The following is an 18,252-nucleotide window of genomic DNA, read 5'->3' as shown; positions in this document are numbered from 1 at the left end:
CAGCGGTACAGGAACGGCGGCCTCACCCTGGCGTCCACCGCGGCGGAGCTGTCTGCTGCGGGTGCACAGGTCGACTGTGGCGAGGTCACGCCGCTGCTGCCCACCCCGACGTCAGCGGATGCCAACGGCGGCGCGGGCATCACCCCGAAACGCAAGGGCGGCATGAACCTCCGCACAGCAGTCACTCGCCTGCCCGCTGGTGGGGCGAGTACCTGCCCGCCATCCGCCGATGGGAGCACGTGACTGGGTGTGCCGCTCCCAGCCCCACCGTTCCCGGCACACGTCGTCTCTCTGCGGAGTTCGTCGGCTGGATGATGGGGCTGTACGGCCACGTCACCGGCACGCCGGGCCTTTCCCGAGCCGCCCAGCTCCGCCTCCTCGGCAACAGCGTGGTCCCCCAACAAGCCGCCCATGCCCTGGAGCAGTTGCTTCTCGACGCCAGTCTGTCCGCCACGTGGTGTGGTGGTGACTGGTGACCGCCAAGCCGCTGCCGCGAGGTGAGGAGGGGGGTGATGCCAAGGGCCCGAGTGGCGGCGAGTCGGAGACCGAGCGCGGGTCTTGCGGCGGGCAATCCAGCGTCTCGTGGCACATCGCGGAAGAGCCCGACCCAGAGTCCTACGCGCGGTTGCTGAGCCTGCTCTTCGGCAACCACCGGAGAGCCCTGCCCGCAGCATGTCGGGACCATCAAGGTGCCAGTAATCAGGGGTAGTTCGGAGCTACGATCCGCGCGTTCATAGCGACCCCGGCGGCGGTGGAGCGCTGCCGGGGTCAGGCCAGTCGCGGAAGGACCGACATGTCCAAGGTTCTCACGCCCGCTCTTCGTGCGGTGGATTACCTACGGGTGTCCACGGAGGAGCAGGCCAAGGGGTACGGCATCACCTACACCGGTAAGAAGACCAAGAAGTACATCGAGAAGAAGGAATGGGAGCACGTCGACACGTTCAAGGATGAGGGCGTCACGGGCTCGCTTCCTTGGCAGGAGCGGGACGACGTACCTCGCCTGATGGCGCTTGCCCGACAGACCCCACGTCCGTTCGATGTCGTCGTGGTCGCAGAGACGCGCGCCATCGGACGCAAGGACCGGGTCTTCTGGCGGTGGGTGTGGGAGCTCCAAGACCTCGGCATCTCCGTGGCCGTAGTGGACAAGGACATCGACAACACCACGGAAGACGGCGAAGCGGCCATGCGTGAGGAGGCGAACTATGCCTTCAAGGAGTACGTACGCATTCGCACCAGGACCCAGAACGGACTGCAGGAGAAGGCCGAAGACGGTGGGCATGTCGGCGGCGAGCCACGCTACGGCTACCGAATCGAGAACAAGGGAATGAAGGGCGAGTCTCGGCTGGTCCTGGATCTTCCCGAGGAGGTCTGCGCATGCGACCGGCCGCACGAGTACGAGGTCCTGCACAAGGCCCGTCGGCTGATCGTGGAGGACAATCTGAACGTCCGTCAGGCCGCGGCCCGACTCAACACTTTGGGGTACCAGGGCCGCCGGGGCCCTTGGCGACACAACAACCTGCTGCAGCGTCTCAGAGCAGCCATGGCAGATCCGGTAGTCGTGTTCCGAAACCCTTCCCGCGCCAAGACGGGGCCTGACGGAAGGGCCTTGTACGGGTCGACCGTCACAACAGATCTGGATCCTGTGTTCAAGCCTGAGGAGATCAGAGCGCTGGAGGCCGCACTCGCGCGGCGGCGTCGTGGAAGCAACCGGGGGCGGAGCGGGAGAGTGTATCCGTACTCCCGACGGCTCTTCGGCCCTTGCGGCCTGCACTACACGGGAGTTGAGATCTCTACTCAGGCGGTCCGCTTCTACCGTTGTGCGGGAAAGAACGAGTCCCACTCGAAGTTCAGCGCCTGCAAGTGCCCCCGAATCTATGCGGATGACCTCGAGGAGACGGTTTGGTGCGAGGTCCAGAAGCTGCTCAGCGACCCGGATCGGCTGCGGGTGATGGCGGACGACTGGGCAGCTCAGGCGCTGGGCTCGTTCGAGGATCAAACAGCGCGGCTCGCGTCCTTGGACAAGAAGATCGAAGAGCAGAACAGTGCCATCGACTTGGCGACGTCCGTCGCTGCGAAGCAGGCGGCCCGTCGCAGGATGCCGCAAGGCGATGCTGAGGCGGCTGTGGAACGGGCGCTGAAGCCTCTCCTTGCGGAACTGGCTGAGTTGGAGAAGCTGCAGTCCGAAGTCATCGCCTGGCAGCAGGAGGCAGAGGCAGCTGATCAACGCGCGCGTGACCTTCAGACCCTTGCCCAAATTGCCCGGAAGAAGCTCGTGGACATGTGCCCGGAGGAGCAGGCCGAAGTGCTCGACCTTTTGCATGTCCGGGTGACCTGTGCCCATGCAGTGGCGCGGTCGCGCACGGGTGACTGCTCGGTGACCGCGTGGTTCCGGGATCGGTCGCGACGAGTGCCGGTGCTCACGGACGATGCCTGGGCGGCGATCGAACCCGTCTTGGCTGCGGACCACCGCTATCGACGCACTGATCGGTTGCCAGAGCGTGACGTCGTCGCGGCGGTGCTGGACAAGGCGCGCACGGGGCGGCCTTGGCCGCAGGACAAGGGTTATAAGTCTCGGTTTCACCGCTGGGTGAAGTCGGGAGTGTGGGAGGCGGCCATGGAGCGGCTTTCCGATGCGGAATCCACACCGGTGCCACACTCCCGGCCACTCCCGCCACTGCTCGTGGAAGGGCGGATCGATCCCCGCTTGGCGATTCGCGCCGTTCAGGAACCCCAGCTGACCACCCCCACCGGGCGCGGCACCGTCGTCACCGGAGCCGTCGAGCGCGGCACGGTGCGCGTCGGCGACCGCGTGGAGGTGCTCGGCGCCGACACGGAGACCGTCGTCACGGGCCTGGAGACGTTCGGCAAGCCGATGGAGGAGGCGCAGGCGGGGGACAACGTGGCGCTGCTGCTGCGCGGGCTGCCCCGCGACGCCGTACGCCGCGGCCATGTCGTGGCGGCACCCGGCAGCGTACGGCCGAGCAGGCGCTTCACCGCGCAGGTGTACGTCCTCTCGGCGCGCGAGGGCGGCCGTACGACGCCGATCGCCACCGGGTACCGGCCGCAGTTCTACATCCGCACCGGGGACGTGGTCGGCGACGTCGACCTCGGCGATGCGGCCGTCGCCCGCCCCGGCGACACCGTCACGATGACGGTCGAGCTCGGCCGTGACGTCCCGCTGGAGACGGGCCTCGGCTTCGCCATCCGCGAGGGCGGCCGCACGGTCGGCGCGGGTACGGTGAGCGAGGTGCTCGGCTAGACCGAGCGTCGGCCTCGTGCAGTACCGGTACCGCCGGTACTGCACGAGGTCGGAGAATCCTGTGCGGCACTTTCGGCCTGCCGCACTGCCTGCCGCACAGCGTGCCGTGCTGCGTCCGGGTCAGCTGATCGCTTGGTAGCCCTTCCAGCCGTCGCTCACCTTGGACATGCCGGTTCCGCTTCCGCTGCCGATGTCCAGGTAGTTCCAGAGGGCGTTGTCGCTGCGGGTGAACCAGAGGTCGAAGGCCTTCCCGCTGCCGTCCGCGTCGCCCGGAGAAGTGATCAGGGGGACACCGGTGGTGCCGAAGTTGTGGCCGGTGCGGATCTTTGCCGCTTGGTCGGCGAGCCCGTCGCCGTTGTCGCCGGTGCCGCGGTACACGTACAGGTCGCCGGTGGTGCGGTCGCGGGCGCCGAGGTCGATGCGTCCGTCGCCGTTGGTGTCGCCGGGGGCGAACAGGTCCATGTTCTGCCAGCCGTCCTGGCCGATGAGGATCGGCTCGCGGTCGGTGTCGAGGCGATGGTCGGCCGCCCCGAAGTACAGCCAGAGCAGGTCGCCTTCCTTGACGAGCAGGTCGGGGTGGCCGGCGGTGTCCGGGGCGCCGTCGTCGTCGATGTCCAGGGGGCCGTCGACGTCGCCGATGGCGAGGATCTGGTCGGCGTTGTTCCAGTGGCTGTTGGCCTCGTCGTAGACGGTGAGCTCGCGGCGGTCGCTGTCGTCGCCCGCGCAGTTGGTGCAGGCGAAGCCGTAGCCGTTGTTGGGGTGGATCCAGAGCCGGTCGGTGTTGGTGGCGGTGTCGTGGTTGAGGGCGATGAGGTCTTCGTAGGCGTCGCCGGTCCAGTCGCCGCGGTGGGTGATCTTCGCTCCGCTCCAGGTCGAGTGGGAGGCGGGGGAGGTGGCGTCGGTGACGGTGCCGTCGCCCGCACCGAAGTAGCGGTGCAGGGCGCTGTCCTTGTCGATGGCCCACAAGTCGGGGTTGCCGTCGCCGTTGATGTCGCCGGGCTTGTCGGTTTCCTTGGGGCCGTTGGCGTAGAAGAGGTAGGGCTGCCGGTCGGACTTGTTGCCGGCCTTGTCCAGGCTGCGGGCGTACAGGTAGTTGGCGCCGGTGGCGGTCGGGGTGAACTTGATGGTGGTGCTGCCGCCCGTGCTGCTGGGGGTGGCGGTGCGCACGGTGGGGTTGGTGTCGGTCCAGTACTCGTACTTGGTCACGTCCTTCACGCCACCGCTGGAGAGCGTGAAGGTGCCCGGGGTGCGGACGCTGCCGGTGGTCACGGGCCAGCCGTCGGATCCGTCGGGGAACTGGCTGGAGGTGATGCCGGGCGGGGAGCTGGGGCGGTTGGGGTCGAAGACGAAGCGGCAGCCGGCCGCGCCCAGGGTGGGGGTCCAGTCGGAACTGGCCTTGCCGTCACTGGCCCGGGCCTTCCAGGAGAAGTTTCCGCCGGCGGTGGAGACGTACGCGGCGAGGGTGGCCTTGGGGACCTTGATCTTGGCGACGGTGCCGGAGGTGGCGGAGACGGTCTTGTCGAAGAAGACCTTGGGGCCGTCGTCGTGGTGTCCGGTGGCCCACAGGTGGAACTGGGCCTTGACGGTGCCGCCGTCCTTGTCGCCGACCTTGGCGGTCAGGTAGACGTCGGTGTTGCCGATGATGCCGTAGGGGGCGGCGTTGCCGCAGCCCTTGCGGTTCTTCGTGCTGGGGATGGTGTCCAGGCCCGAGGGCGCGTTGGGGATGGTGTTGTACTCGGTGGAGAGCACCGCGGACTTGGCGGAGAACTTCTTCCACCCGTACACGTCCTTCTCGTTGTCGGCCTGCAGCAGCAGGGTGATGGTGTTCCACTTGCCGGAGGCGGCGTCCTTGGCGGCTCGTGTGGTGTCGAAGGCGAGGTTGCCCGCAGGGCAGTTGGACCCCCAGCCCTTGGAGTCGTTGACCGTGTCCAGCTTTTCCCGCTTGTCGGGCTGGTTGTTCCAGGTGGTCGACGAACCGATGGCCGCCGTGCGGTACAGGTCGACCGGCTTGGAAGTGCAGGACCAGGACCAGGTGTTCTTGATCCGGAAGGTGGACCTGATGACCTGCTTCTTGGTGCTCCACAGGTTCTTGGTGTTCATGCGGAAGTACGAGCGGCCCAGGCCGTTGGTCTCGTTCTCGTACCCGACGCGGGCGGTGGAGGTGGACTTGCCCGAGCCGCCCCAGCCGGCCCCGTTGTAGAAGGAGCTGTTGGGGTACTTCTTGTAGGCGAGCGTCCAGGAGTGGCGGGAGCCCTCGACGTAGGGGTCGATGTAGACCGGGTAGGTGGTGTCCTTGCCGGTCATCAGCCCCTGGTCCGGGGTGAGTTCGAGGCTGTCACCCTTGACCTGGACGGGCATCGCGGCCTGTTGGGCGCCGTGCCCCGGCTCGAACTCGTCCGTGGCCTGGGGGCCTGCCGGCTCGTCCGCGACTGTCTTGGCCTTCAGGCCTGTCGGCGCTCCGGAGGTGCTGGAGGTGCTGTCCCACATGCGGGGAGTGGGCGCGGTGAACAGTTCCTGTCCGCCGGGGTTGCGGGCACTGAGGTTGCCGTGTGCGTCGGCGGTGACCTTCACGCCGCTGCTCGACATGTCGTACGCGATGGTCTTGAGGCCGGGATTGGCGGCGGCCTCAGGGGACTTGACCACGAGGAGCTGGGCGAAGCCGGAGGCGCCGGCCCGCAGTTTCAGGTCGACGTCGGGCAGCACGTCCGGGTAGGTGACGGTGTCCTTTGCGACGCTCGGCGCGGGCAGGGCGGTGGGCCAGGTCAGCGAGATGCTGCGGCCGTCGCGGGTGATGGTGGCCAGCGGACCGGTTCCCCCGCCGGAGAACTCAAGGCCGACGGTGGCGGCCCTGGGCGCGATCTTCCCGTCATCGCCCCGGTGCAGGCTGGTGTCGATGTCGACCAACTTGCCGCCCTGGCGGGCCCACTGGGCGGTGGCGTACCGCTCTTCGGTGAACGTGCCCGAGGGGTTGGCGAAGACCTGGGATGCCTCGGTGCGCCGTGAAGCCACTTCCACCGGTTCGCCGGTGTCGGCGGCCGCGGTGAGGGCCTGGCTCTCCTCGGCCGTGTATCCCCGGTCGGTCAGGGCCTCAGCAGGGGGCGAAGTGGCGGGCCTGGCTGTCGCAGGGGCGGCCGCCAAGAGCGGCACGGTCAGTGCGAGAACTGTGGCAGCGGCCAGCGGGAGACGGCGGAGGACGGTTCTCATCCGCCGTTTCTGATGGACTCTCATTACATTTCCTTCGCAAGTTTCTGCACAGAAATCGTGTGCGCTACAACGCCGACAATTCAGCATCCTGAAGGGTTGCGCGAGGGTTGAACACCCTTCGACTCTGACTCAAAAGCACTGCTTGAGCTGCAAGTTGTCACACGCTTCCTGGTTCAGGCCTGTTCTGAGAGGCGGAGATGATGTATGGGTGCCGCATGAAAGTAACGGCTCTATAAAGCCTTTTAATTGAAGGTTGAGGTCCCTTTTTCGACTGCTAGGTTCCGTAGATCTTCATCAACGTGAACGTTCTGTGGGGTGGGCTGGTGTCCGGTTCTCGGGCAGGGGTGGTCGGGCGTCCCGATCGTGCGATCGGGAGACGGATGAGGGCCGTTCGGTGGGTCGCCGTGTCACTGGTGGCCTATCTCGTGGCCGGGCTGCTGGGCGGGCCGGTGGCCGCAGCTGCCGAACTGACCCTGGCGAAGCTGGGGAACCCGGATCCGGTGCCGACCTCCCCGGTGAAGAAGCAGCCGCTCGCCAAGCCGGACCGGACGGCCGAGCACCGCTGGAAGGCCGCACCGAAGACGGCCTGGCCCAAGGCGGGCACCGTCACGGTCGCCGTGCCGAAGGCGGAGCGCGCCGCGGCCGACCCCGGGACGCTTCCGGTCAGCGTCGGCCGCGCCAAGGCCGTCGGCCCTCAGCAGGCGCAGGTCCAGGTCCTGGACCAGAAGGCGGCCAAGTCCCTTGGCGTCCAAGGCGTGTTGCTCGCGGTGCGCCCGGTCGAGGGCACCAAGGGCGCGATGGACATCCGCGTCGACTACTCCGGCTTCCGGCACGCCTTCGGCGGTGACTGGGCCTCGCGCCTGACACTGCGACAGTTGCCGGAGTGTGCGCTCACCACCCCGGGCAAGAAGGGCTGTTCGGAGGGCCAGGCGCTCGACACCGACAACGACACCAAGGACGGCACCCTTTCGGCGTCCGTCGCGCTGCCCGCCGCACCGGCCACCGCGGCACCGGACAGCGCCACTCCGGTCGCCGAGGCCCCCGCAGGAACGCGCTCCGCAAGCGGCCTTGCCGCGCACGACGGCACGGTTCTGCTGGCCGTCTCCGCCGCGGCCTCCGGCGCCGCGGGCGACTTCAGGGCCAGCTCCCTCGCCCCGTCCGCCTCTTGGTCCGCCGGTGGGTCCAACGGCGGCTTCACCTGGTCGTACGACATCGACACCCCCGAGGTGCCCGGCGGAACCGAACCGGAACTGAAGCTGCGGTACAGCTCGCAGTCGGTGGACGGCCGCACCGCTGCCACCAACAACCAGGCGAACTGGATCGGTGACGGCTGGAGCATGGAGCCGGGCTACATCGAGCGCCGCTACGTCTCCTGCGCGGATGACGCCAAGGAGGGCAACGGCACCGACAAGAGCGGCGACCAGTGCTGGAAGAAGGACAACGCCGTCCTGAACCTGGGCGGGCAGACCAACACCCTGGTCAGGGACGACAAGAAGGGCGAGTGGCACCTGGAGAGCGACGACGGCACCAAGGCCGTCAAGCTCGACAGCAAGGAGCGCGGCAACGGCGACGACAACGGCGAGTACTGGCGGATCACCACCCCGGACGGCACGCGCTACTACTTCGGCTACCACCGGCTGCCCGGCTGGAGCGAGGGGAAGGCGCAGACCAACTCCACATGGACGGTGCCGGTGTTCGGCAACCACAAGGACGAGCCCTGCCACGCGGATGCGTACAAGGACTCGTGGTGCCAGCAGGCCTGGCGGTGGAACCTCGACTACGTCGTGGACCCGCACGGGGACGCGATGGCCTACTACTGGAACACCGAAACCAACTACTACGGCCGCAACGTCAACCCCAACACCGGTGAAGCGACCGCCACTTCGTATGACCGGGGCGGCTACCTGGACCGCATCGAGTACGGCCTGCGCTCCAGCAGCATGTACGCCAAGAAGGCCGCGGGCAAGGTCGACTTCACCGTCGCCGAGCGCTGCCTGAACGAGTGCACCACCTTCGACAAGGAGCACGCGAAGAACTGGCCCGACGTGCCCTTCGACCGGTACTGCAAGGCCGGCGAGAAGTGCAAGGACCGCTACTCGCCCTCCTTCTGGACCCGCAAGCGCCTGACGAAGATCTCCACCTCGGTCCTGACCGGCGGTGCCTACAAGCCGGTCGACTCCTGGGAGTTGAAGCACCAGTTCCCCGCCACCGGGGACGGCGCCGACCCGGCCCTGTGGCTCTCCTCGGTCACCCGCACCGGCCACACCGGCACCGGCGACGTCACCCTGCCCCCGGTCACCTTCAAGGGGCAGCAGCTCGCCAACCGCGTCGAGGGCGCCACCACCGGCGGCAAGCCCGACCCGGTGCCCCCGCTGGTGCGCTGGCGCGTCTACGGCATCGACACCGAGTCCGGCGGCACCATCGGGGTCACTTACTCCGCACCCGACTGCAAGGCCGGGGACGTGCCAAGACCGTCGGCGAACAAGCGCCGCTGCTACCCGGTCACATGGTCACCGCCGGACGCCCCGGCTGCGGACTACGAGCCCTACCTCGACTGGTTCCACACCTACGTGACCACCCAGGTCCTGGAAGCCGACAACACCGGCGGCGCCCCCGTCAAGGAGACCGACTACGCCTACCTGGACGGCATGGCCTGGGCCAAGGACGAGGACGAGTTCACCAAGGCCAAGCACCTCACCTACGGCGACCGCAAGGGCTACGGCCGCGTCCAGGTCCGCACCGGTGCCCCCGCAGAGGGCAAGCAGACCCTGAAGGAGTACCGCTACTTCCGCGGCATCGACGGCGCCAAGGTCGCCGACCACGAAGGCATCGAGGTCACCGACCACCAGGCCTTCGCCGGCATGACCCGCGAAGAGGCCACCTACAACGGGGTGGGCGGCAAGCTGGAGACCACCACCAGCTACACCCCCTGGCACGGTGCGGCCACCGCCACCCACGCGCGCGGCGGCCTGCCCGCCCTGACCGCATACGCCACCGGCAGCAAGAGCGAGAAGACCCGCACCGCCGTCGCGGGCGGCTGGCGCACGACCCAAAGCGAGCGCACCTTCGACGAGTTCGGACTGCCCACCTCCGAGTCCGACCTCGGCGACATCGCCAAGTCCGGCGACGAGGAGTGCACCACCACCAGCTACGCCCGCAACGCCGACAAGAACCTCCTCACCCTGGTCAAGGAGGTCAAGAAGACCGCCGTGGCCTGCGACAAGACGCCGTCGCTGCCCGCCGATCTGATCTCCTCCGAACGGCACTACTACGACGACGCGACCAGCCTGGACACCGCCCCCACCAAGGGCGACGTGACGCGCCTGGACGAACAGGACGACAAGGGCACCGGCCATCTGACCACCGCCCGCCACAGCTACGACCAGCACGGCCGCGAACTGACCGACACCGACGCGGACGGCAACACCTCGACGACCGCGTACACACCCACGACCGTCGAGGCGCCCACCGCCACGACCGTGACCAACGCGCTGAAGCACACCACGACCACCACCTACGACCCGGCCCGTGGCGTGGCGACCGCCACCGTCGACGCCAACGCCAAGCGCACCGACGCCGTCCACGACGGCCTGGGCCGCACACTGAAGGTCTGGAACCCCGGCTGGGCCAAGGCCGACCATGCGGCCCAGCCCTCCGCCGAGTACGCCTACACGATCTCGAGGACCGCCGCGAACGCGGTGGCCACCAAGTCGCTCCAGTACGACGGTTCGTACGCCACCAGCTACCAGCTCTACGACGGCCTGATGCGCGCACGCGAGACCCAGGCCCCGGCCATCGGCACCAAGAACCGCATCGTCACCGAGACGCGGTACGACACCCGCGGCTTCGCCTGGAAGTCGTACGCCGCCTACTACACCGAAGGCGCCCCCTCCAAGGCCTTGGCCGAAGGCGCGGACAACAAGGTGCCCGCGATGACGGAGAACGTCTACGACGGAATGGGCCGGGTCACCGACGCGATCTCCCGCACGTACGGCGACGAACAGTGGCGCACGAAGACGCTGTACGGAGGCGACCGCACCACGGTCGTCCCGCCCAGGGGCGGCACCGCCACCACCGTCGTCACCGACGCCCGCGGTCGCACGGTCCAACGCCTGCAGTACACGGATGCCGAGCGCACCAAGTCCCAGAGGACGACGTACGGTTACGGCAAGTTCGACGAACCGGAGAAGGTCACCGACCCGGCCGGCAACACCTGGACGTACACCTTCGACGCCCGCGGCCAGCAGACTACGGCCGATGACCCCGACAAGGGTGTCACCCGCACCAGGTACGACAAGCTCGGCAACCCGATCTCCACGACGGACGCACGGAACATCACGCTGAGCACCGGCTATGACGAGCTGGGCCGCAAGACGGAGCTGAAGAAGGGCACCGGCCTGCTGGCGAAGTGGACCTACGACACCGTCGCCAAGGGCCAACCCGCCAGCAGCACCCGCTACATCGACGGCCAGGAGTACCGCTCGGCCACCACCGGCTACGACGATCTCTACCAGCCGCTGTCCAGCACGGTCACGGTCCCCGACGGGGCAGGCGACCTGGCAGGCACCTACACCTGGACGTTCGGCTACAACAAATACACCGGTCAGCAGGAATGGATGAAGCACCCGAAGGTCGGCAACCTGCCCAGCGAGCGCCAGACCACCGTCTACGGCGAGGGGAACCTTCCTCAGACGACGACCGCGGGCTCCATCACGCTGGTGAACTCCACCTCGCACGACGTGTTCTCCCGCCCGGTGCGCACCCAGTTCGGCGTCCTCGGCAAGAGGGTCTACAAGACCCAGGTCTACGACGAGCACACCGGCCGTATGACGCGGCAGACCACCGACCGTGACCTGGCCCCGCAGCGCATCGACGACACCACCTACACCTACGACGACGCGGGCAACGTCACCGGCATCACCACCGCGAGCGGCCAGGACGAGACCAAGTCCACCGACACCCAGTGCTTCACCCACGACGCACTGGGACAGCTCACCGAGGCATGGACCGCCAAGGCCGACTGCGGCACCGCGCCATCAGCAAGCACGGTCGGCGGCCCGGACGCCTACTGGCAGTCCTTCGTGTACGACGCCATCGGCAACCGCACCGAGCAGACCGACCACAAGTCCGGGGCCACCACCACCTACACCCAGCCCGAGCCCAAGACCGGCCTGCCGCACGCCGTGCAGGAAGCCACCGTCAAGGGCGGCCCCGACGACGGGCAGAAGAACACCTACGGCTACGACGAGGCAGGCAACACCACCAAGCGCACCCTCGGCGACCGCGGCCAGACCCTCACCTGGGACGACGAGGGGCACCTCGCCACCTTGACCGAGGGCAGCAAGAAGACCAGCTACCGCTACGACGCCGACGGCAACCGCCTGATCACCGAGGACGCGGACGGCAGCCAGACCCTCACCCTGCCCGGCGACAACGAGCTGAAGGTCACCAAGGGCGGCGCGAAGGAAGGCATCCGCTACTACACCCACGAGGGCGAAACCGTCGCCGTCCGCACAGACAAGGGCTTCTCCTTCCTCCTCTCCGACCACCAGGGCACCTCCATGGCAGCCGTGGCGATGGGCACCCTCGCCCTCACCCGCCGCAAACAACTCCCCTTCGGCGGGCTCCGCTCGACGGGTGGGGATTCCCTGCCCGGTACCCGTGGCTTCGTCGGCGGCACGAACGACCCCACCGGCCTTGTGCACTTGGGCGCCCGCGAGTACGACCCGGCCCTGGGCCGCTTCCTCTCCGTCGACCCGGTCAACGACCCCGACGACCCCGCCCAGATGAACGCCTACTCCTACGCCCACAACAGCCCGCTCACCAAGTCCGACCCCGACGGCCTGCGCCCCCTGGGCCCCACCGACCACGGACCTCAAGGCGACGCCGCGTGGGGAGCCGACCGCGGGATGTATGCGGGCTACCACTACCGCAACGGCAAATGGGTCTGGAAGCAAACCCCTCGCAAGGGCAAGGTCTTCCGCCAGCGATACCGCGCGTACCGCGCCAACCCCTCGCACTACCTCATCGACGACGGCCACGCCCGGGCCCGGGCCCGGCAGTCCGCCGTCAACCGCGCCCAGTGGCAGGCCCAGGCCAGGGCCAAGGCCCGCGCGGAAGCGGAGAGGAGGGCCCAGGCAGAGCGCCGCAAGAAGGACGGCATCTTCGGCAACATCCGCAACGGTAACTTCGGCGCCGCCTGGAGCCAGACCAAGTCCGGACTCCACGACACCTTTGGCACCTGGGACGGCTGGAAGAACAGAGTGCTTCCCGCCGCGGGATTCGTGACCTGTGCAGCCGTCTCGGCAGGGCTGTGCACAGGGGTAGGCGTGGGTGTTGTGGCGGCGACTCTCGTTGGCGATGGCGTGACAACAGGGAGCTGGAACTATGCTGCAGCAGGCAAAAGCCTGGCATGGACGGTCGGCGGAGGAGTCGCCGCAAGAGGGCTCGCAGGAAGCTGGCGAGGCTCGGCTTTCGTGAGCCGGAAACGCGTCAAGACTGTGTCCGAAATGAAGAATGTCACCATTTACGGATATCGAAAGACGGTCGACTGGGGCGCAACTCAAGCGAACATAAGTCTCAATCTCGGAAATTCACTAACATTCTGCGGAGTCGGCGCGGCAAGTCCAGGAAATGGGCCCGGATGGTGCTGAGCGCAGATGGGGCGGGACAGGAGAAAGCGATGCTGGCCGAAATGGATCAAACTGTACTCCGGCGCCGCTCCTGGCCTGTTTTTTTCGGGATAGTAATCGCGAGTCTCGGGGTTGGAATGCTCGCGGCAGTGTGGAGAGTTACCTCCGTGAGTGGGTTTCGAACCGGATGGCAGGGTGTGCCCATCGCCCTGCTTCTCGCCGGGGTGGCCGGTCGAGTCGCAAACTGTAAAGTTGTGCTGCGTAACGACGTGCTCCTGGTAATCAATCCGCTACGCACCCATATTGTTCCCAAAATGGCAATCCGTGGCGTTTCGGTCAGTGATGACGGCACGCTGGAGGTGCAGCTCGACGAGGACCGAATTATCTCGGTGTTCGCTTTTGGTGGCTCTCTCGTCGACCGCTTCAAGGGCACGAGTGGCGAAGCGGCGCGAAAGATCGGAATTTGGCTGCGTTCAGGTCACGAGGCGAGCGGCACCAAGCTGGCCCCGCATGGCCACTGGACGCGGTGCGGACTTGCGGACATATCTCTTGCCCTATGTGCCGCGACATCGGGTGTAGGCGTGATCTGGATGGCGCTTAGCGGCAATTAGCGTCGCTTTTACACCCAGGAGGGCGAAACCGCCGCGGCCCGCACCGGATCGTTGTCGACGGCTTCCTGGCTGGTGCCGCGTGCGGAGCCGCAGTGGTGTGCGGAGTCGCGGTAGGCGTGGGTGTTGGAGCAGGTGCCTATATCGTGCCAAATGCCGGTAAAAAGAACTGGAGTTGGTTCAGTTTCTGCATCCAGACCGTTATATCGGGGGCTGGTGGCGGTATCGCAGCAAGATACGCAGGGCCAAAATTCGCTACGACAGCCAGCGCCATGCAGACCAGGACATCGCTCTGAAGATGAAAATAACGGTAAAGAAGAGGCGGGAGGGCATGCATGGGGACTACCTACCCGACTGGTAGGCGTTGGAAGATGGCCCTCGGTGCCCTGGTGGTCATCGGGGCTTACGTTGCGGCTCGCCCTCTCCCCGGCCCACTCGACATTGTCGTTCCCGTGATAATTGCCGTCGGGCTTGGCGGCGCAATTAGCTCAAAGGGTGGCCGAAGTGGCCGCCAGCATGGGGGCGGCGACAATCGCAGTGATACCTGAGGGCGCAGAATCGGCTGCCTATGGGGCCTCCCCTGGAGTGGATTTCTTGGAGTCGCGGTGAACGAGATCGCTAAGTCTACTGAAAGTACCAGCAGGCGGATATGAATGCTCTGCTGCGGGGCTGCGTTCATCGCTCCAATGGGAATTCTCTTTGCGTTGAACGTGTAGGGGATTTCCGAGAGGTTCTTTCGTTTGGTTACCGCCTATGTGCCGACCGGGCGAGCTACTCCTCGAACCATGCGGGTAGTTGAAGTCGGCTGGATAGCTGCCGGAATTTTGACGCTCTCGCCGGAGATCGTTCAGGCTGTCAGAACGCAGTAATGGAGCTCCGTTGAAGGTCATCCGGAAGAGAACATCGCCGCCCTAGTGCTGCTGCAGCTGCTCACCGCGTGCGCTACCGAAGGAATGGCGAAGGTTCCAATGGCCCGAATTGTCGGCGGCTGGACGGGGCCGCCGATGGGGCGGCATGCACGTACGAGTAGCGGTCGACACGCGAGACCGACCGGGCGGCGCGACGATGGCGGAGGCTGCGGCGAGCCACGCGAGGTGCCGCGGGATTATGGCATCGACCATGCGTCCAGAGCGGGATGCGCGCCGCGTCATGTGATTCCGGGTGCGAGGACTCCGACAAGTGGGGCGCGCGCTGCCAACTGCTCGGGGTTCTCGGCCTGGATGGAGCTGCACTGCTCGTCAGGGCGCAGCATCCCCAAGTGGACGTTCTGTTCTGGATCTTCCTCCTGCCCTTGCTCACGCTCATCTGGGCAGTCATGGCCCTTTCCAGATGCATGCAGGCGTGGTGCATGGCGAGGGGCGCGAGGCAACCCCCGAGTCATCGCATGAGATACGTACTGCTGCACAGTTATGTGTCAGGAGCTCCATGGATCGTACTTTTCCCTGAATCTTGCGAGGGCGAAGCTGAACCCGTAGGCGGGCTGCCGATGCGATATGGGCAGACGCGCGATTTGTTTCGAGGCTTGCCGGTGCCCATTGGGGGCGCTTTGCTGTCCGGCGGAGCCCGTGACGGCTCCGTGACTATTCCATGGATCGCCAACCAGCCGGCGTGGCCTGCCGGTTCCTTTAGGGAGATTGATCTCGACGACCTCCGTCACATGGAATCAATGTCCGAAGTGATTCGCTCAGAGTGAGATTCTTGGTGCGGTCAGCGGCCAGCTTCTACTGCAAAGAGGGGCTGGAGGGTGTGCGCCGCTGAGCGCAGCTGGGCCCCGCATGTCCGCTGGACGCGGTGCGCGCTTGCTGACATTTCCCTTGCCCTATGTGCTGCGACAGCGGGTGCAGGTGCGATCTGGATGGCGCTTAGTGGCCATTAGCGTCGCCCGAGTGCGGTGTCACCGGTGTTCCGCTGCGGGGAGGGTGATCCGGGCGCGGAAGCCTTCGCAGTGTTCGGGGGCGGCGTCGTGGGGGCAGGTGAGCAGGTCGCGCAAGTAGCCGCGGGCGGTGGTCAGTTGGGTGATCTGGGATTCGATGGCGGCGATCCGGGCGGTGACGGTGTCGCGCCAGTCGGGGGTGTCCGTGCGTTCGGCAAGGATTTCGGTGATCTCGTCGAGGGTCATCCGACCGGTCGTACGCCACAGCTGGATCAGTGCGATCCGGTAGATCTGGTCGGCCGTGTAGTGGCGTCGGCCGGAGCGTCGTCGGGGTGTGATGAGTCCGCGGCGCTCCCAGTAGTGCAGCGTCGAGACGGGCAGCTCGAAGTGGTCGGCGACTTGCCTGATCGAAGCCAGATCGTCCATCGGGCCAGTTGAACTCAACCCGGGTTGAGCGGGCAAGGTCGGTCTCGTCGTTCGTAGTTCGTTGCTCGTCGCAGGGCGCCGCATCCGCGTGGTGCGTGAGGGCCCGGACGTCTCCACGGGAAGGGATCCCCATGCCGGTGAATCTTGGTGTCTGTCTTCCGACCTTCGTCGGGCGTGGCGATGGGGGAATGGGCAAGATCCCCTCGCTGGCCCGGCACATCGAGCAGGTCGGCCTCGACACGGTGTGGGCGGGCGACCATCTGTGTGCGCGCACTCCGTTCATGGACAGTGTGGTGGCGCTGAGCGCGGCCGCCGCGGTCACCGAGCGCGTGCGGATCGGTTTCGGGGTCATGCTGCTGGCGCTGCGGCAGCAGGCGTGGGCGGCCAAGCAACTGTCGTCGTTGCAGCATCTGTCCGGCAACCGCGTGCTGTTGGGGGTCGGCGCGGGCATCCATCCGCAGGAGTGGCCGGTGGGCGGGGTGCCGTTCGCCGGGCGTGGCCGCAGGACCGATGTGATGCTGCGGGCGTTGCCCGATCTGTTCGCGGGCCGGCCCACGAGGCTGCTGACCGTGCCGGGTGAGCCGGTGCTGAAGCTCGGACCGGCCGTGCCCGCGCCGCCGGTGTGGGTGGGCGGCATGTCCGACCGCGCGTTGCGGCGCGCCGTCGACCACGGCGAAGGATGGCTCGCCTCGCTGCTCGAACCCGCGCAACTGGGCGAGAGCGCCGCGAAGTTGGCGGCCCTCGCGGCCGAAGCGGGCGTTCCGGCGCCCGAGGTCGGCACCACGGTGTTCGCCGCGCTGAGCACCGACCCCGAGGAGAGCCGCCGGGGCCACCGGCGTCTGGTCCGCTTCCTGCGCTCGCTGACCGGGGAGCGGGGGCTGTCCGAGCGGCAGGCGGACCGCCTGGTGGTCAGCGGGCCGCCCGAGAAGCTGGCCGAACGGCTCGACCAATACCGCCGGGCCGGTGCGCGTACCTTCGTCGTCAATCTGTCGGGTGACGGCCTGCGCCGCCAGTACGATCTGCTCGCCCGGGTCCGCGGGCTGCTCATCGACTGAGCCGCAGCGTAAGTGCCCCTACGTGGTGAGGAGTTCGTGGAGTTCCGGGCTTCGCGTCGCGTAGTGGACGTACTCCCGTACGAGGCGGAATCCGGCGGTCCAGGCGAGGAGGCGGCCTGCGCGGTCGAGAGCCGAACAGTTCCAGCTCGGGGTGTGGCCGCGCGCCGTGATGTCCGCGGTCAGGGCGGTGACGCAGGCCAGGGCGAGGCGACGGTGGCGGGGGTCAGGGGCGGTGAGGACGGCGACGTCTTCGTAGCGCCTGCCGCGGAAGTAGGTGCAGGCGACGGTCAGCACGTGTCCGCCCCGGTCGACCGCGGCCCATCCGTGGCCGGACGAGGCGAGCCCCAGCGCGCCACCCCAACTCGCGGAGATCCAGGCGGCGTCAGGGCTCAGGGCGTGCAGGGCGTCGGTGTCGGCGGGTTCCAGGCGGCGGACCGTGATGCCGCGCGGCGTGGTGCACTTCTGCGGCGCCGCCTGCTGGGTCCACGCCATGCGGTCCCAGGAGGACAGCTGGCCGAACGCCGCGGTGAGGGCGGGGAGGAAGCGGGCGGGCGCGTCGATGCGCTGGTCCGCGAGCGGGGCGAGGGCCTGCGGCGTGAGGTTGGCGGGATCGCCCCGGAGTACGGCGTGACCCGCGCACGAGACCGCGATGACCTGCGGCCGGACGGCACGGTCGGCCCACCAGTGGCCGACGCCGGTCGCGAGGGCGTGTTCGCCGATGGGGCCGGGGCCGGGATCGTCCGAGGGGAACCAGTGGGCCGACGCGGACAGTTGGCGGGGCGCGATCTCGATCATCAGGTCCTCTAGACCGGAGCGTGGAGTGGTGTCGGGCGGGGGCGGGCCACGTGGGCGGCCGTCCCGGCAGGCGTGATGCCTGCCGTGGCGTGGCGTGCCGTGGCGCGGGAGCAGCGCGGTGTCGCGTACGCCCGGGTGCGCGGAGGCGTGGGCGGTCAGCGGATGCCCGCGAGCCGAGGGCGGCGCTGCGGAGGGCCGGGCACGTGATGAGGGGGCCGGTCGAGGAGGAGCCACTCGCTGTTCACGTGTCCCATCGAAGCGGCCGCAGGAGCCCTGCTCAAGACGGGCCGTGGATTACATATGCCGCCCTGACGTGTTCGTACGCGAGTGGCGGGTGTCTCCGGAGGGGCGCGTGGGAGGGGTTGGTGGCCGCCGGGCCTTGCGGTGCCGGGGCCCCGGC

At 67.6% G+C, this 18,252-nt stretch carries 8 protein-coding genes and 2 pseudogenes; 7 read left to right on the top strand and 3 right to left on the bottom strand.

Annotated elements, in window-relative coordinates; translation table 11 throughout:
• From ACFWZ2_RS15345 to ACFWZ2_RS15330, 4 genes and pseudogenes are all read left to right on the top strand, one after another.
• The coding region (locus ACFWZ2_RS15345; protein WP_384545686.1) for a hypothetical protein at positions 1–243 on the top strand (243 nt) is incomplete at its 5' end.
• 68 nt (positions 244–311) lie between these two features.
• Complete coding sequence (locus tag ACFWZ2_RS15340) at positions 312–476, top strand: hypothetical protein (RefSeq protein ID WP_384545684.1); 165 nt, start codon at positions 312–314, stop codon at positions 474–476.
• 317 nt (positions 477–793) lie between these two features.
• Positions 794–2,599, top strand: a pseudogene (locus ACFWZ2_RS15335) (recombinase family protein); the annotation flags it as partial.
• Positions 2,600–2,740: 141 nt separating this feature from the next.
• A pseudogene (locus tag ACFWZ2_RS15330) lies at positions 2,741–3,259 on the top strand (EF-Tu/IF-2/RF-3 family GTPase); the annotation flags it as partial.
• 120 nt (positions 3,260–3,379) lie between these two features.
• Here ACFWZ2_RS15330 and ACFWZ2_RS15325 read toward each other — a convergent pair.
• Complete coding sequence (locus ACFWZ2_RS15325) at positions 3,380–6,463, bottom strand: FG-GAP-like repeat-containing protein (RefSeq protein ID WP_384545682.1); 3,084 nt, start codon at positions 6,461–6,463, stop codon at positions 3,380–3,382.
• Positions 6,464–6,843: 380 nt separating this feature from the next.
• Here ACFWZ2_RS15325 and ACFWZ2_RS15320 point away from each other — a divergent pair, with 380 nt between their 5' ends.
• Together ACFWZ2_RS15320 and ACFWZ2_RS15315 are read left to right on the top strand one after the other, a co-directional pair.
• Positions 6,844–13,116 (top strand): RHS repeat domain-containing protein, encoded by a 6,273-nt coding sequence (locus tag ACFWZ2_RS15320; protein WP_384545681.1) that lies wholly within the window; start codon positions 6,844–6,846, stop codon positions 13,114–13,116.
• Between the two features lie 176 nt (positions 13,117–13,292).
• On the top strand, positions 13,293–13,706 hold the full coding sequence (locus ACFWZ2_RS15315) for a hypothetical protein (protein WP_384545679.1): 414 nt from the start codon (positions 13,293–13,295) through the stop codon (positions 13,704–13,706).
• A 1,891-nt stretch (positions 13,707–15,597) separates the two neighbouring features.
• On the opposite strand, the gene ACFWZ2_RS15310 is transcribed toward ACFWZ2_RS15315, so the two are convergent.
• Positions 15,598–16,002, bottom strand: a complete 405-nt coding sequence (locus tag ACFWZ2_RS15310) for a MerR family transcriptional regulator (protein ID WP_384545677.1) — start codon at positions 16,000–16,002, stop codon at positions 15,598–15,600.
• Between the two features lie 131 nt (positions 16,003–16,133).
• On the opposite strand from ACFWZ2_RS15310, the gene ACFWZ2_RS15305 reads away from it, so the two are divergent.
• Positions 16,134–17,057, top strand: coding sequence for an LLM class flavin-dependent oxidoreductase (locus ACFWZ2_RS15305; RefSeq protein WP_384545675.1), 924 nt, complete (start codon positions 16,134–16,136; stop codon positions 17,055–17,057).
• Between the two features lie 18 nt (positions 17,058–17,075).
• On the opposite strand, the gene ACFWZ2_RS15300 is transcribed toward ACFWZ2_RS15305, so the two are convergent.
• Positions 17,076–17,852 (bottom strand): GNAT family N-acetyltransferase, encoded by a 777-nt coding sequence (locus ACFWZ2_RS15300; protein WP_384545673.1) that lies wholly within the window; start codon positions 17,850–17,852, stop codon positions 17,076–17,078.
• Between the last annotated feature and the right edge of the window lie 400 nt (positions 17,853–18,252).

Origin of the sequence: Streptomyces sp. NPDC059002 (assembly GCF_042740435.1) — a bacterium.
GTDB lineage: Bacteria > Actinomycetota > Actinomycetes > Streptomycetales > Streptomycetaceae > Streptomyces.
Note: the sequence above shows the minus strand (reverse complement) of the source record. Positions and strands in the feature narration are given on the sequence as shown.

Bases quoted from the DNA above. Each gene is read 5' to 3' on its own strand.
- ACFWZ2_RS15340 (WP_384545684.1), top strand. From the start codon at position 312: ATGATGGGGCTGTACGGCCACGTCACCGGCACGCCGGGCCTTTCCCGA.
- ACFWZ2_RS15305 (WP_384545675.1), top strand. From the start codon at position 16,134: ATGCCGGTGAATCTTGGTGTCTGTCTTCCGACCTTCGTCGGGCGTGGC.
- ACFWZ2_RS15320 (WP_384545681.1), top strand. From the start codon at position 6,844: ATGAGGGCCGTTCGGTGGGTCGCCGTGTCACTGGTGGCCTATCTCGTG.
- ACFWZ2_RS15310 (WP_384545677.1), bottom strand. From the start codon at position 16,002: ATGGACGATCTGGCTTCGATCAGGCAAGTCGCCGACCACTTCGAGCTG.
- ACFWZ2_RS15325 (WP_384545682.1), bottom strand. From the start codon at position 6,463: ATGAGAACCGTCCTCCGCCGTCTCCCGCTGGCCGCTGCCACAGTTCTC.
- ACFWZ2_RS15300 (WP_384545673.1), bottom strand. From the start codon at position 17,852: ATGATCGAGATCGCGCCCCGCCAACTGTCCGCGTCGGCCCACTGGTTC.